The 14,296-nt window shown below is 66.8% G+C and carries 11 protein-coding genes and 1 tRNA gene; 10 read left to right on the top strand and 2 right to left on the bottom strand.

The annotated features are described in order from the left end of the window. The first annotated feature begins 58 nt into the window (after positions 1-58). From HDG68_RS11180 to HDG68_RS11170, 3 genes are all read left to right on the top strand, one after another. The gene (locus tag HDG68_RS11180; RefSeq protein ID WP_172152094.1) at positions 59-919 is read left to right on the top strand and encodes an SDR family oxidoreductase; all 861 of its coding nucleotides are present in this window, start codon (positions 59-61) and stop codon (positions 917-919) included. A gap of 169 nt (positions 920-1,088) precedes the next feature. Beyond that, the gene (locus tag HDG68_RS11175; RefSeq protein WP_172152092.1) at positions 1,089-2,828 is read left to right on the top strand and encodes a glycosyl hydrolase family 18 protein; all 1,740 of its coding nucleotides are present in this window, start codon (positions 1,089-1,091) and stop codon (positions 2,826-2,828) included. Positions 2,829-3,014: 186 nt separating this feature from the next. Continuing rightward, positions 3,015-3,104: transfer RNA gene (locus tag HDG68_RS11170), tRNA-Ser, on the top strand. Between the two features lie 91 nt (positions 3,105-3,195). Here HDG68_RS11170 and HDG68_RS11165 read toward each other — a convergent pair. Next, positions 3,196-4,413: a tyrosine-type recombinase/integrase gene (locus HDG68_RS11165; protein ID WP_172152090.1), complete on the bottom strand. Its 1,218-nt coding sequence runs from the start codon at positions 4,411-4,413 to the stop codon at positions 3,196-3,198. Positions 4,414-4,416: 3 nt separating this feature from the next. Further along, entirely contained in the window at positions 4,417-4,647 is a 231-nt protein-coding gene (locus tag HDG68_RS11160) for a helix-turn-helix transcriptional regulator (protein WP_216648330.1), read from the bottom strand. Positions 4,648-5,248: 601 nt separating this feature from the next. Here HDG68_RS11160 and HDG68_RS11155 point away from each other — a divergent pair. The 7 genes from HDG68_RS11155 (at position 5,249) to HDG68_RS11125 (ending at position 14,222) form a co-directional block, all read left to right on the top strand. Next, on the top strand, positions 5,249-5,602 hold the full coding sequence (locus HDG68_RS11155) for a hypothetical protein (RefSeq protein ID WP_172152088.1): 354 nt from the start codon (positions 5,249-5,251) through the stop codon (positions 5,600-5,602). Positions 5,603-5,750: 148 nt separating this feature from the next. Continuing rightward, positions 5,751-7,325 (top strand): type I restriction-modification system subunit M, encoded by a 1,575-nt coding sequence (locus HDG68_RS11150; RefSeq protein WP_172152086.1) that lies wholly within the window; start codon positions 5,751-5,753, stop codon positions 7,323-7,325. After that, positions 7,322-8,413: a PDDEXK nuclease domain-containing protein gene (locus tag HDG68_RS11145; RefSeq protein ID WP_216648329.1), complete on the top strand. Its 1,092-nt coding sequence runs from the start codon at positions 7,322-7,324 to the stop codon at positions 8,411-8,413. Before HDG68_RS11150 ends, HDG68_RS11145 begins: the two co-directional genes overlap by 4 nt. A gap of 217 nt (positions 8,414-8,630) precedes the next feature. Next, entirely contained in the window at positions 8,631-9,818 is a 1,188-nt protein-coding gene (locus tag HDG68_RS11140; protein WP_172152084.1) for a restriction endonuclease subunit S, read from the top strand. Continuing rightward, a complete protein-coding gene (locus HDG68_RS11135; RefSeq protein ID WP_172152082.1) occupies positions 9,818-10,651 on the top strand; it encodes a restriction system modified-DNA reader domain-containing protein in 834 nt (277 codons plus the stop codon). Before HDG68_RS11140 ends, HDG68_RS11135 begins: the two co-directional genes overlap by 1 nt. Beyond that, complete coding sequence (locus HDG68_RS11130; protein ID WP_172152080.1) at positions 10,648-13,710, top strand: type I restriction endonuclease subunit R, EcoR124 family; 3,063 nt, start codon at positions 10,648-10,650, stop codon at positions 13,708-13,710. Before HDG68_RS11135 ends, HDG68_RS11130 begins: the two co-directional genes overlap by 4 nt. Next, positions 13,710-14,222: an ATP-binding protein gene (locus HDG68_RS11125; RefSeq protein WP_216648328.1), complete on the top strand. Its 513-nt coding sequence runs from the start codon at positions 13,710-13,712 to the stop codon at positions 14,220-14,222. Before HDG68_RS11130 ends, HDG68_RS11125 begins: the two co-directional genes overlap by 1 nt. Positions 14,223-14,296: the final 74 nt, after the last annotated feature.

Raw genomic sequence — 14,296 nt, 5'->3', positions numbered from 1 at the left:
AGCGTGGACAGGCCGCGGTCCCGACCGGACCGCGTCGTCGACGGACCTGGAGGACACCATGGCCGAGCAGGACGCTTTCCCCCCGCAGCAGCAGGACCCGCCGGGGTGGACCGGACAGATGGACCCCGTGCCCGACCACGGCGAGCAGACCTACCGGGGCAGCGGGAAGCTGGAGGGCAAGAACGCCCTGGTCACCGGTGGCGACTCGGGCATCGGGCGGGCGGTCGCGATCGCGTTCGCCCGCGAGGGTGCCGACGTCGCGATCGGCTACCTGCCCGAGGAGCAGGAGGACGCCGAGGAGACCGCCCGCTGGGTGCGTGAGGCCGGGCGCACGGCGGTGCTGCTGCCGGGTGACCTGACCGAGGAGTCGGTGGCGCGTGCGCTGCCGGGCCAGGCGGCCGGTGAGCTCGGGGGCCTGGACGTGCTGGTGAACAACGCCGGGTTCCAGATGGCGCGGCGCGAGTCGTTCGAGGACGTCACGACCGACGAGATCGACCGGGTGCTCAAGACCAACCTGTACGCGCTGATGTGGGTGACGCAGGCGGCGCTCGAGCACCTTCGCGAGGGCGCGAGCATCATCAACAACTCCTCGATCCAGGCGTACCAGCCGTCCACGTCGTTGCTGGACTACGCCTCGACCAAGGCGGCGATCAACAACCTGACCGTGAACCTCGCCGCCGAGCTGGGCCCGCGGGGCATCCGGGTGAACGCGGTGGCCCCCGGGCCGATCTGGACGCCCCTGCAGCCGTCCACGCAGCCGGAGGCGAAGCTCACCTCCTTCGGGCAGGACACCCCGCTAGGGAGGGCCGGGCAGCCGGGGGAGGTAGCCCCGGCGTTCGTGTTCCTCGCCTCGCCCGCCGACTCGAGCTACGTGTCGGCCACGGTGCTGGGGGTGACCGGCGGCAAGCCCGTCTTCTGATCCCGTTCCCCCGTCCGACGGCGTCACCTGCGTTGCTGCGCAGGTGGCGCCGTTCGTCTGTGCGGATGTCGTCGCGAGCCGACCCTGGCGCAGTGATGCAGGTCACGCTAATGTGTAGGGAACCTCACAAACAAAGACCGGGTGCGCCCGGAGGAAGCGACGAGGCTCCATGACACGACGCACGCACCGACGAACACCCGTCCTGGCACTCACCGCCGGCGCCACCGCCGTCGGGCTCGGGCTGGGGGCCCTCGCCCCCGCCGCCGCCGCACCGGCACCCGAGGCGCCCGACGCAGGCTCCACCCACGACGCCGACGGCGTCAACGGGTACACCACGCTCGGCTACTTCCCCGGCTGGGCGTCCGCCGACAGCCACGACTACCAGGTCGCCGACCTCGTCAAGACCGGCGCCGTCGCCGACCTGACCCACCTGACCTACGCGTTCGGCAACGTCACCACCGACCTGGTGTGCGACATCAGCGACGCCACCGTCCCCGAGGGCGGCGTCGACCCCGGCCAGCCCGAGGGCGACCCCGAGAACGACTACCTGCGCCTGATCGACGCCGAAAACTCCGTCGACGGCGTCGCCGACGTCGAGGGTCAGGAGCTCGCCGGCAACTTCAACCAGCTCCGCAAGCTCAAGGAGCTCTACCCCGACCTGAAGATCATGGTCTCCCTCGGCGGCTGGACCTGGTCCGACAACTTCTCCGCGGCCGCCGCCACCCCCGAGAGCCGCGCACGGCTCGTCGAGTCGTGCCTGGACGTCTACCTCGACGGCAACCTCCCGGTCTACGGCGACCAGGGCGGTGACGGGGCCGCCGCCGGCATCTTCGACGGGTTCGACATCGACTGGGAGTGGCCCGCCGCCACCGGCGAGCACCCCTCGCCGACCCCCGACGTCGACAAGGAGAACTTCCTCGCGCTCATGGAGCTGTTCCGCGCCGAGCTCGACGAGCGCACCACCGCCACCGGCGAGGACTACCTGCTGACCGGGTTCGCCCCCGCCGGCTGGGCCCCGCGCACCAACGGAGGCTGGGTCGACCCGCGGCTCGCCGCCGTCGTCGACTTCATCAACATCCAGGGCTACGACTACCACGGCACCTGGGTCGCGAACCGGACCGGCCACCAGGGCAACCTGCACCCCTACGACTGGCCGGACACCTCGCCCGCCAACTGGGGCCTCGCCGTCGACGGCCTGCTCGGCGCCTACCGTGCCGCCGGGTACGACGACTCCCAGCTCGTCCTCGGCCTGGCCGCCTACGGGCAGGGCTGGCACGGCGTCGACGACCCGACCCCCGGTGCGGCCGCCGAGGGAGTCGTCGGCGTCAAGAACTACTCCGAGCTGCGCACCCTGGGCGAGGAGTACTACGACGCCGAGGCCGTGGCCTCCTACCGCTACGACGGCGACCAGTGGTGGAGCCTCGACACCCCCCGGTCCGTGACCGCCAAGGCCGAGTGGCTCGCCGAGAACGGGTACGGCGGCGCCTACTTCTGGGACATCGCCGGCGACTACCAGAATGAGCTCGGCGGGGCGCTCGCGGACACCTTCCGCGCCGCCACGCCCGGCCCGCTCGTGGCCGACGGCGGAGCGGCGCCCTGGTACGCGACCGGCGTGTACACCTCCGGCGACGTGGTCTCCCACAACGGCGTCGAGTACGAGGCGCGCTGGTGGACGCGGAACCATGAGCCCGGCACGGCGAACGGGCCGTGGCAGGAGATCGGCGTCCACGGGGACAACCCCGCTGCTGTTGCCGACTGCGCCGCGGCGTTCGACCCGACGGCGACCTACACCTCCGGTGACGTCGTCTCCCGGGCCGGAGTGAACCACACCGCCCAGTGGTGGACGCGAGGCGCCGTGCCCGGCACGGACGCCTGGAACTCCTGGGACGCCGGGCTGCCCTGCGCCTGACGTCCCCCGGGCCGCGAGGTCGTACCTTCCGCTCTCCGGTCGTACCCCACGGGTACGACCCCGCGACGGGAGGTACGACCCCGCGGCCTGCGGGCTCGCCGCAGACGGGTGACCGACGTCGCACGCGAACGGATTTCGTGGATCCCGCCTGGTTCGGTATCCTCGATGGGCCGGTTCGTCCGGCGAGGTAGCGTGTCCGAGCGGCCGAAGGTGCAGCACTCGAAATGCTGTGTGGTGTCAAAGCCACCGTGGGTTCAAATCCCACCGCTACCGCCACCCGAAGGGCCCCACCCGCAAGTTTCGGCGGCTGTGGGGCCCTTCGTCGTTCCCCGCCCTACACATTCACTGCGGTTTGCGCAGCGGGGGCCTACGCGATCGTGGGGCCGACGTCGTCGTCGACCGTCGGCGGCGCGACGAGCTGGTCGATGACCTCGCGCAGATCCGGAGCGGCGTGGGTGCGCTGGACGTAGTGCCGGGATGTGGTGGCCTCGTCAGCGTGACCGAGGAGTGCCGTCGCGTTGCCGAGGCTCGTGACGTTGGCGACCTGGGTAGCGACGGTCCTGCGGAAGTCGTGCGGCGTGATCGTCGTGCCGAGGTCCTTCTGGGCTTGGCGGAACTGTTCGCGTACTCGTCCCGGCGACCGGGGCGTGCCCGTGGTCGAGGGGAACACCAGCCCGTCGGGCCCACCGTCGAGCCCGAGGCTGAGCACTTCGTCGATCGCGGTCACGACGAAGTCGGGCAGCGAGATCGTGCGGCGTGACGAGTCGGACTTCGGCTTGGGCTGGCGGATGAGCTGCCCGCCCGATCGCACGACGGTGCCGTTCACGGTGAGCGTGGGGACGGGGCCGTCGAGGTCGAGGTCCGCCTCGCGTAGCGCGAGGCACTCGCCGATGCGCAGTCCGGTCCCGAGCATCGTGTCGACGATCTGCGGGAGCAGCGTGATGTTGCGCTTTCCACGGGGCAGGGCAGGACGGTTCTCCCACGTGCGGACAGCCTTGCGGAGCAGGGCGATGTCCTCGAGCCCGATCGTGCGGACCTCGTCGCGCTTGGGCTTGCGGACGGTGACGGCGTCACGGACCGGGTTGAACGGGGCAGCTCCGTAGCGGACGCACATCATCATGACCTGGGACATGACGTTGCGGGCCTGGCGGGCGGTGTCGAACTTCTGGGCGGTGCTCAGTGCCATGAGCACGCGGTTGACCGCGACGGGCGTCACCTCGCGGACACGGAGCTCGCCGAACGCGGGCCTCAGGTTGCGTTCGAGAACACCCAGGTAGGTGGTCATCGACTGCTCGGTGACCTGACCCTCGGCGCGCTTCTCGGCGATCCACAGGTCGAAGACGACCGTCATCTTCGTCGTCGGCGCGATGGGCGTGAGTGCGTCGCCGCCGGCCTCGGCCGTGAGGTTGTGGAGCTTGTCCTCCAGTCGACGTTCGGCCGCAGCACCCGATGGGCCGCGAGCCTCCATCAGGTGGATGACGCCCGCGAAGTCGCGGTAGCGGGCCTGCGCGACCCAACGCCCCGGCTTGATCTCGCGCCTCCAGACCTTGCCCCACCGACCGGGTTCCAGCGGAACGCGTGGCATGGCTCAGCCCTCCTCCTCGTTGCTGGTGGCCCGGTCGAGCCACTCGTCCACGTCGGCGGGTCGGTAACGCAGGCGCGCGCCGACCCGCAGCACCCGTGGACCACCGCCCTTGCTCGACCACGCGTACACGCAGTGCAGTGTGACGCCGAGGTACTCGGCCAGCTCCTCCGGCGTCCACAGGCGCGGCCTGGCGGTCGTGCTGTGGACATCTCCCATGCTCGTCGTCGTGCTCATCGAGGGCCTCCTTGCTGTCGTTGTGCGTCCCCTCGGTCAGGGAATGCCTCAAGAGGGCCGACGGAGTAACAGCCCGAGCAAGTAGATCCTGCGCAAGGGCGAGCGCGACGACGTCGCAGGTACCCCGCACCCGATATCGAACGCCGTACTGCGGGCAGCACGGCGATGCAAGGGCATGACGACAGCACCGACACCCTCGGGCCGAACGTGCCAGAACGCCTACTGCGGGAAACCGATACCGAACGAGCGAGGGCCGCGTGCGATCTACTGCTCGACGGCGTGCAAGGACGCGGTAAAGTCGCGGAACTACGCGGCCCGCCGCCGAGGGCAGCGCGAGTGGGTCTTGCCCAACGCGCTGACCTGCGCGAACGGCGGTTGCGGCAGGACGATCCCGGGCGATCGGGCAAGACATCGGGCAAGGTACTGCTCGCCCGACTGTGCGCGGGCCGCGCGGTCACGACCGCCCGCTGAGCGCTCGTGCGCCCGCAAGGGTTGCGATCGCCCGGTCACCGGCGAGCGCGCTCGTCGCCGGGCGAAGTACTGCTCCGAGGAGTGCGCGCGGCTGGTTCGCCGTGGCCGGTCGTCCGCGCACACGCGTCGCGTGCGAGCGCTCGCGCGCGACCGCCGCGAGCGACGTCGCAACCGTGCGCTGACCTCCCACCTCCAGGCAGTCATCAAGGACGCCGACGAACGCATCCGCCACGTTGAGGCAGGCAGCGCCGCCATCGCGCGGGAAAACGCCGATCTCGCCGAGATCGCTGCTGGACACGAGGCTGCCGCGCGCGACCTCGCCAAGATGCTGTGGCACGTCGCCAGCAACTACGGCGACAGGATCGTCAACCAAGAGCGCGTCCGCACCTACCTCATGCACTACCTGCCTGAGCTCCGCTCGCCCGACTACGTGGAGCCCGAGCCCGCGCCGGATCCCTACGGGAATCCGTGGGGCGAGGGGTGAGCCCGGCTGCGGGCATCGATCGACACGGGTGCAAGAGGTGCGTCCTTGATTCGAGGGACGACGCTCGCCTGGGGATCAGGAGACTCGGGCGACGTCATGCGGCCATGCGTGCGCCGATGTGTCGGTGTGCGCCGATAGGGTCGGGCACATGAATCGTGAGACCCAGAGGGCCGAGCTGCACAAGACCATCTGGAGGATCGCGAACGATCTGCGCGGGTCGGTGGACGGGTGGGACTTCAAGCAGTACGTGCTCGGGTTCCTGTTCTACCGGTACATCTCGGAGAACCTCACCGCCTACCTGAACGCTGGCGAGCACGAGGCCGGCAACGAGGGCTTCGACTACGTCAAGGTCCCCAACGCCGAGGTCTCCGATCCGGACCTGGTGCGCGACATCGTGGCGGAGAAGGGGTTCTTCATCCGCCCGAGCGAGCTGTTCGCCAACGTCCGCGCCCGCGCGCCGCGCGACGCGAACCTGAACGAGACCCTGGAACGGGTCTTTCGCAATATCGAGGCCTCTGCCGTGGGCACCGACGCCGAGGACGACCTCAAGGGGCTGTTCGACGACATCGACGTCAACTCGAACAAGCTGGGCTCCACGGTGGCCAGGCGCAACGAGAAGCTCGTCAGGCTGCTCGACGCGATCGGTGAGCTGAACCTCGGCAACGGGACGTTCTCCGAGAACAAGATCGACGCGTTCGGCGACGCGTACGAGTACCTGATGCAGATGTACGCCTCGGCAGCGGGCAAGTCGGGCGGGGAGTACTACACCCCGCAGGAGGTCTCCGAGCTCCTGGCTCGCATCACCGTGGTGGGCAAGACGAGCGTGAACAAGGTCTACGACCCGGCGTGCGGATCGGGGTCGCTGCTGCTGAAGTACCGCAAGGTGCTCGGCAAGGACGGCGTCCGGCAGGGGTACTTCGGCCAGGAGATCAACCTGACCACCTACAACCTGTGCCGGATCAACATGTTCCTGCACGACGTGAACTACGAGCAGTTCGACATCGCTCATGGCGACACGCTGATCGACCCGGCGCACTGGGACGACGAGCCGTTCGAGGCGATCGTGTCCAACCCGCCCTACTCCATCAAGTGGGAGGGTGACGCGAACCCGCTGCTGATCAACGACCCGCGGTACGCCCCGGCCGGTGTGCTCGCCCCGAAGTCCAAGGCTGACCTGGCGTTCACGATGCACATGCTGTCGTGGCTGGCCGTCAACGGGACCGCGGCGATCGTCGAGTTCCCCGGGGTGCTGTACCGCGGCGGGGCTGAGCGGAAGATCCGCAAGTACCTCATCGACAACAACTACGTCGACGCCGTGATCCAGCTCCCGCCCGACCTGTTCTTCGGCACCACGATCGCGACGTGCATCATCGTGCTCAAGAAGTCCAAGAACGACAACGCGGTGCTGTTCATCGACGCGTCGGCCGAGTTCGTGCGCGGTGGCAACAAGAACAAACTGATCGACGCGAACCAGGCCAGGATCCTCGAGGCGTTCACCGCACGCGAGGACGTCGATCATTTCGCCACGCTCGTCGACAACGAGGCCATCGCCGAGAACGACTACAACATCTCCGTGTCGTCCTGGGTCGAGGCCGAGGACACCCGCGAGGTCGTCGACATCACCGAGCTCAACTCCCGCATCGAGGGGATCGTCAAGCGGCAGGCCGCGCTGCGTGAGCAGATCGACGCCATCGTTGCGGACCTGGAGGGAACGGCGTCGTGAGCATCGAAGTGTCCGTTTCGGATCTGCCCGACGACGGCGGTGGCGGCAAGCGTGTCGAGGCGCCCGACGCAGCGGCGGCCTCGGCTTTCGGTGACATCCGCGCGATCTTGGACGCGGCACGTGGTCGCGTCAAGAAGGTCGTCAACGACGAGATGCTCCTCGCCTACTGGGACGTGGGCCGCCGGATCGTCGAGACCCAGGGCGAGCGTGCCACGTACGGCAAGCAGTTCCTTCGGTACCTGGCCCAGGAGCTGACCGACGAGTTCGGCCCGGGGTTCCGTGAGTCGAACCTGCGCAACATGCGCCAGTTCCACCTGGCGTTCCCGAACCGCTACGCACTGCGTAGCGAATTGAGCTGGACGCACTATCGCGCGCTGATGAGGGTCGCCGACCAGCGCCAGCGCGAGTTCTACGAGCGTGAGGCCGCGCAGTCGGGATGGAGCGCACGCCAGCTTGACCGGCAGATCTCGACCCAGTACTACGAACGCCTGCTCTCGACGCGCAAGGACCACCGCGGTGAGGTCGAGGCTGCCGCCGTCGAACGGAACCCGGCGACGACGGCGGACGACCTGCTCAAAGACCCGTACGTCTTCGAGTTCCTGGGCATCCCCGAAAACCGCAGCGTGCACGAGCGCGATATCGAACAGGGGCTCATCGACAAGCTCCAGGAGTTCCTCCTCGAGCTTGGGCGTGGGTTCTCCTTCGTCGCACGCCAGAAGCGGGTCACCGCCGAAGGCCAGCACTACTGGGTTGACCTGGTCTTCTACAACTACATCCTCAAGTGCTTCGTGCTCGTGGACCTGAAGATCGGTCGCCTGTCCCACCAGGACGTCGGGCAGATGGACTTCTATCGGCGCATCTTCGACGACATCGTCAAGCCGCCCGAGGACAACCCGTCCATCGGCGTCGTCCTCGCCTCCGACAAGGACGAGGCCGTGGCCAAGTACTCGATCCTCGCCGACAACGTCGGCCTCTACGCCGCCAAGTACACGACCTACCTCCCGACGGAGGACGAGCTCCGCGCCGAACTCGAACGCGAACGCCACCTCATCGAGCGGGCCATCGACTGCGAGGAGGGTCAGGGATGACCGACTCAAGCACCTGGGCTGCGGGCACGGACGGCGAGAGTGGTGCGACGGCGTCGCACCACTCTCTGGCGAGCCGTCGGCTTCGTCGAGCAGTTCGATCGTGCGACGGCCGTGGTCGGCCGGCAGCTCACCAGGACGTCGTGTCGATACACATGGTGGCGGCGAGAACTCGGCCACAGGCTGTGGCCGGAACTTCCTGCAGTGCGGAGGACCGACCATGAGTCGCATCGACGACCTCATCAAGCAGCACGCGCCCGACGGCGTCGAATACAAGGCCCTTGGCGAACTGCTTGACTACGAGCAGCCGACGAAGTACCTGGTAGCAACCAAGGACTACGACGACTCATTTCCGACGCCTGTTCTAACTGCGGGGCAGACATTCCTCCTGGGGTACACGGCCGAGACAGAGGGTTTGTACCCGGCGTCGAAGAATTCGCCCGTCGTGATTTTCGATGACTTCACGACCGCGTTTAAGTGGGTAGATTTCGAGTTCAAGGCGAAGTCCTCGGCTATGAAGATGCTCACCCCGAAGATAGGTGTTGACCTGCGCTACGTCTGGTACGCGATGCAGGCGATTCGATACCTTCCCGCCGAACACTCTCGCCAGTGGATCGGAACGTATTCTGCATTCCGTATACCGCTGCCGTCTGTCGAGGTGCAGCGTGAGATCGTGAGAATGTTGGATGCCTTCACAGAGCTGGAGGCTGAGCTGGAGGCTGAGCTGGAGGCTCGGCGGGCGCAGTATGCCCACTACCGGGACTCTCTACTCTCATTCACTGAGAGAGAGAGGGTCAGGTGGGCAACCGTGAGCGAGATTGGCTCCCTCTATGGTGGGCTGACTGGCAAATCCAAGGGCGACTTCACGGATGGCAACGCTCCGTTTATCACTTACCGCAACGTCTTCAGCAACCTTGCCACGAACGTCGCTCCCGCCGCGTATGTAAAGATCGGTCCGGGCGAGCGCCAGACCGAGGTCGCCTTCGGGGATGTCCTCTTCACGGCGTCGTCCGAGTCGCGCGAGGAGGTAGGAATGGCCTCGGCTGTGACGGCTGAGCCGGCTGTTCCGACGTACTTGAACAGTTTCTGTTTCGGATTTCGCCCGAACTCAACGGACGAACTAAACCCGGAATTCGCCAAGCACTTGTTCCGTGCTCGTATTATGCGCGATCAGATCGTCAAGACGGCGAACGGTGTGACGCGCATCAATATTTCGAAAGCTCCTTTCCGCAGGATGGTTGTGCCGCTGCCGGACGCCGAGGTACAGGAGCGGATCGCCGACGTGCTCGACCGGTTCGAGGCACTTGTGAACGACCTGTCCTCCGGCCTCCCGGCCGAGATCGAGGCCCGTCGTGCGCAGTACGCGCACTACCGGGATCGTTTGTTGTCGTTCGAGGAGGCGGCCTGATGGCGCAAGTGATCCCGGTCAACGTTCAGGTTCCAGCGGCGTCGACAGCCCCGCTCGTGGCGGACTTCGTCTCGCACGCCCTCCGAGTCGCGTACGCCGCGCGACGCGACGTCGACCGACTTTCCGGCGACGAGTGGGGCGTGCCCGGCATCTACGTCCTGCTGACGGATGACGGGAGCCACCACCTGTACGTCGGCCAGGCCGTCGACCTGCGCAAGCGCCTCTTGCAGCATCGGTCGAGGCCGAAGTTGCCCTGGGTCCGGGCTGTGGCGATCAAGCGGGACACCTCCCACGGGTTCAACTCCGCCGAGATCGGCTACCTGGAAGGGCGGGTGGCTGCCGAGGTCGCCGCGATCCCGGGTGTCACCGTCATCGAGGGCAGGCGTGACCAGGACACGACGTTGCCTCCGCACATGCTGCTGTCGCTCGATGAGTTGCTCTCGAGCGTGCTCGCCGCTCTCCGCCTCGCAGGCGTGGACACGCACAAGGAGGCCGATGAGCCTGAGGGCAAGACCCTCAGCGCTAGCCGACGCAAGCGGCCGACGGCCAAATACGGCACGGTGGCTGACCTCCTGGCGCTAGGACTCCTGAGGGCAGGGGCTGAGGTGCATCTGAGCCAGGGCGGGCGTTCCGCGAACGGCACGGTGACGACCTCGGGAGAGATCGTGTACGGGGGTGTCTCCTACGCCTCGCCGAGCAAGGCTGCACAGCAGGCACTCGGTTTGCAGTCCTCGAACGGCTGGACCACCTGGCATGTCGGCAACATCAACGGGCCGACGCTCGATTCCCTGCGTGACCAGATCGCGGAGACTGTCGGGGAGGTTGTGGAGTGACGGAGTCAGTCTCGCGGTTCGAACCGATCGCGTTGTCGTCGGAGTCGACGGTGGTCGCGGAGTTTGAGACCGACCCGGCCGAAGCGACGCGGTACCAGTCGGAGGCCGAACTTGAGGCCGAACTCGTCCGGCTGCTGCAGGAGCAGGCGTACGAGTACCTGCCGATCACTTCCGAAGCGGACCTGGTCGCGAACCTGCGCACCCAGCTCGAGGCGCTCAACCGCATCACGTTCAGCGATGACGAGTGGCGGCGGTTCTTCTCGACTGTGATCGCGTCGGCGAGTGATTCGGTGCGGGAGAAGACGGTCCGTGTCCAGGAGAACCACGTCGAGGCGTTCAAGCGGGACGACGGGTCGACCAAGAACATCGCGCTGATCGACAAGGCGCACATCCACAACAACCGGCTGCAGGTGATCAACCAGTACGAGGTCCCCGCCGGTGCGCCGTCGGACGGAGTCCCGGCGCAGCGCGCGAACCGGTACGACGTGACGATCCTGGTCAATGGTCTTCCGCTGGTGCACGTCGAGCTCAAGCGGCGCGGGGTAGACATCCGGGAGGCGTTCAACCAGATCAACCGCTACCAGCGTGACTCGTTCTGGTCCGGGTCGGGTCTGTTTGAGTACGTCCAACTCTTCGTCATCTCCAACGGGACGCTGACGAAGTACTACTCCAACACCGTGCGTGCCGCGCACCTCGACGAGCAGGCGAAGCGCAAGGCGTCGGCGAGGCGCACGTCGAACTCGTTCGAGTTCACGTCGTGGTGGGCGGACGCGACCAACCGGTCGATCACCGACCTGGTCGGGTTCACCAAGACGTTCTTCGCCAAGCACTCCCTGCTGAACATCCTGACGAAGTACTGCGTGCTCACCGCCGACCGCATGTTGCTGGTGATGCGGCCGTACCAGATCGCCGCGACGGAACAGATCCTGACGAGGATCGAGACGTCGTCGAACCAGAAGCGGTTCGGAACCCTGTCGGCGGGCGGGTACGTTTGGCACACGACCGGCTCGGGCAAGACCCTCACCTCCTTCAAGACCGCGCAGCTCGCCTCGAGGCTGGAGGGGCTCGACAAGGTGCTGTTCGTCGTCGACCGCAAGGACCTCGACTACCAGACCATGCGCGAGTACGACCGGTTCGAGAAGGGTGCGGCCAACTCCAACTCCTCCACCGCCGTGCTCAAGCGGCAGTTGGAGGACCCGGGCGCGCGGATCATCATCACCACGATCCAGAAGCTGTCGACGTTCATCAAGCAGAACGCCGGGCACGCGATCTACAGCGGGCACGTGGTGATCATCTTCGACGAGTGCCACCGCTCCCAGTTCGGGGACATGCACACGGCGATCACCAGGGCGTTCAAGCGGTACCACCTCTTCGGGTTCACCGGGACGCCGATCTTCGCCGAGAACGCCGGCACGGGCGGCGCCCCGAAGCTGCGCACCACCGCGCAGGCGTTCGGCGACAAGCTGCACACATACACGATCGTGGACGCGATCAACGACAAGAATGTGCTGCCGTTCCGCATCGACTACATCAACACCGTCAAGGTGCGCGACGGGCTCAGCGACAAGGAGGTCGCGGCGATCGACACCGACGCCGCCCGCCTGGACCCCCGACGCATCCGCAACAACGTCGAATACACCCTGGACCACTTCGACCAGAAGACCCGCCGCAACACCACCTACCGGCTCAAAGATCGGCGGGTGGCGGGGTTCAACGCCCTGTTCGCGACCGAGTCGGTCCAGGCAGCGAAGATCTACTACAACATGTTCGCTCGCGTCCAGGAGGAACGCGGCCTGCCCGACGCCAAACGGCTCAAGGTCGGGCTGATCTTCTCCTACGCCGCCAACGAGTCGCCCTCCGAGGACGCCAGCGGGCTGCTGGGCGAGGAGGAGTTCGAGACCGACGGCCTCGACGCCTTGTCGCGGGACTTTCTCGAGGACGCGATCCAGGACTACAACGACATGTTCGGCACGTCGTTCGACACGTCCGCCGAGAAGTTTCAGAACTACTACAAGGACCTGTCCTTGCGGATGAAGAACCGCGAGATCGACCTGGTCATCGTCGTCAACATGTTCCTCACCGGGTTCGACGCGACCACGATGAACACGCTGTGGGTGGACAAGAACCTGCGCGCCCACGGGCTCATCCAGGCGTACTCGCGGACCAACCGCATCCTCAACTCGGTCAAGACGTACGGCAACATCGTCTCGTTCCGGAACCTCGAACAAGAGACCCAGGACGCGCTGGCGCTGTTCGGGAACAAGGACGCCACCAGCACCGTGCTCCTGGCGCCGTACGCGGAGTACTTCGGCGAGTACGCCGACAAGGTCACCGAGCTGCGCGAGCAGTTCGTTCCTGGTCAGATGCCGGTCGGGGAGCAGGCCGCGAAGGACTTCATCGCCCTGTTCGGCGCGATCCTGCGGCTACGCAACATCCTGGTGTCGTTCGACGAGTTCGCCGGGGCCGACATCCTGTCCGAGCGGGACCGGCAAGACTTCCAGTCCGTCTACCTCGAGTTGTGGAACGCCCGGCGCGGTCGGCAGGCCGCCGAGCGAGAGTCAATCAACGACGATGTGACCTTCGAGATCGAGCTGATCAAGCAGGTCGAGATCAACGTCGACTACATCCTCATGCTCGTCGAGCAGTACCGAGCCGCACGCGGCGACGGCGAGGACTCCGAGATCAAGGCAAGCATCGACCGCGCCATCGACTCCTCGCCGACCCTGCGTAACAAGAAGGACCTCATCGAGGAGTTCGTCGACCGGATCTCCCTCGACGAACACGTTGCCGACGAGTGGCGTGCGTACGTCGCGGCCAAGCGGGAGGCCGAGCTGATGAGGATCATCGCCGAAGAGAACCTCAAACCCGAACCCACGCGCGCATTCATCGACGCCGCGTTCCGTGACGGGGCAGTCCGGGCGACCGGCACCGCGATCACCAAGATCCTGCCACCCGTGTCCCGGTTCGGCCGGGGCGCCGGCGGCGGCCACGGGGCCAAGAAGCAGACCGTGATCGACAAGCTGACCGCGTTCTTCGAGCGGTTCTTCGACCTGGCGTGATGGCGGACGACATGGATCAGATACCCGACATGACGCAGGGCGAGCTCGTGCGCCTCCTCGATCGGCTCACCGCGGCGTGGGAGAACGAGGTCGTCGAGTTCAAGGACGCCAACGACGACTTCTCGACGGACAAGATCGGCAAGTATGTCTCGGCCCTGTCGAACGAAGCGAACCTTCGCGGGGCCGAGGCGGGCTGGCTCGTGTTCGGCGTACACGACAAGTCGCGCACTGTCATCGGCACGGACTACCGTCTCGACCCTGCGCACCTGGACAGCCTCAAGCGGCAGATCGAGCAGGGCGCTGAGCCGAGCCTGACGGCTCCGCCGCGCTCGGTGCGCCGGCCGGCTATCGCTGCGAGACCCCGCGCTTCGCTCGCTCCGCTCGCTGCGCGCCCCCCACCGTCAGGTCAAAGTGGGTGCGGAGGTCGGCGGCGATGGCGAGCTCGACGTCGGATGGCGTGTAGGGCGCCTGTGCGCTCATGCCGGAAGGCTAAACAGGCTCATCCGATCTGAGGGTGTAGCCGTAGTGGGGTGACCGGGTCGGGATGTGGGTCGAGGTCCCCTGATGATGGGGGTTCCTACACCAA

The sequence above is a fragment of the Isoptericola chiayiensis genome, from assembly GCF_013149805.1.
Lineage (GTDB): Bacteria > Actinomycetota > Actinomycetes > Actinomycetales > Cellulomonadaceae > Isoptericola > Isoptericola chiayiensis.
The sequence above is the reverse complement of the archived record's forward strand: the minus strand, read 5'-3'. Positions and strand labels throughout refer to the sequence as shown.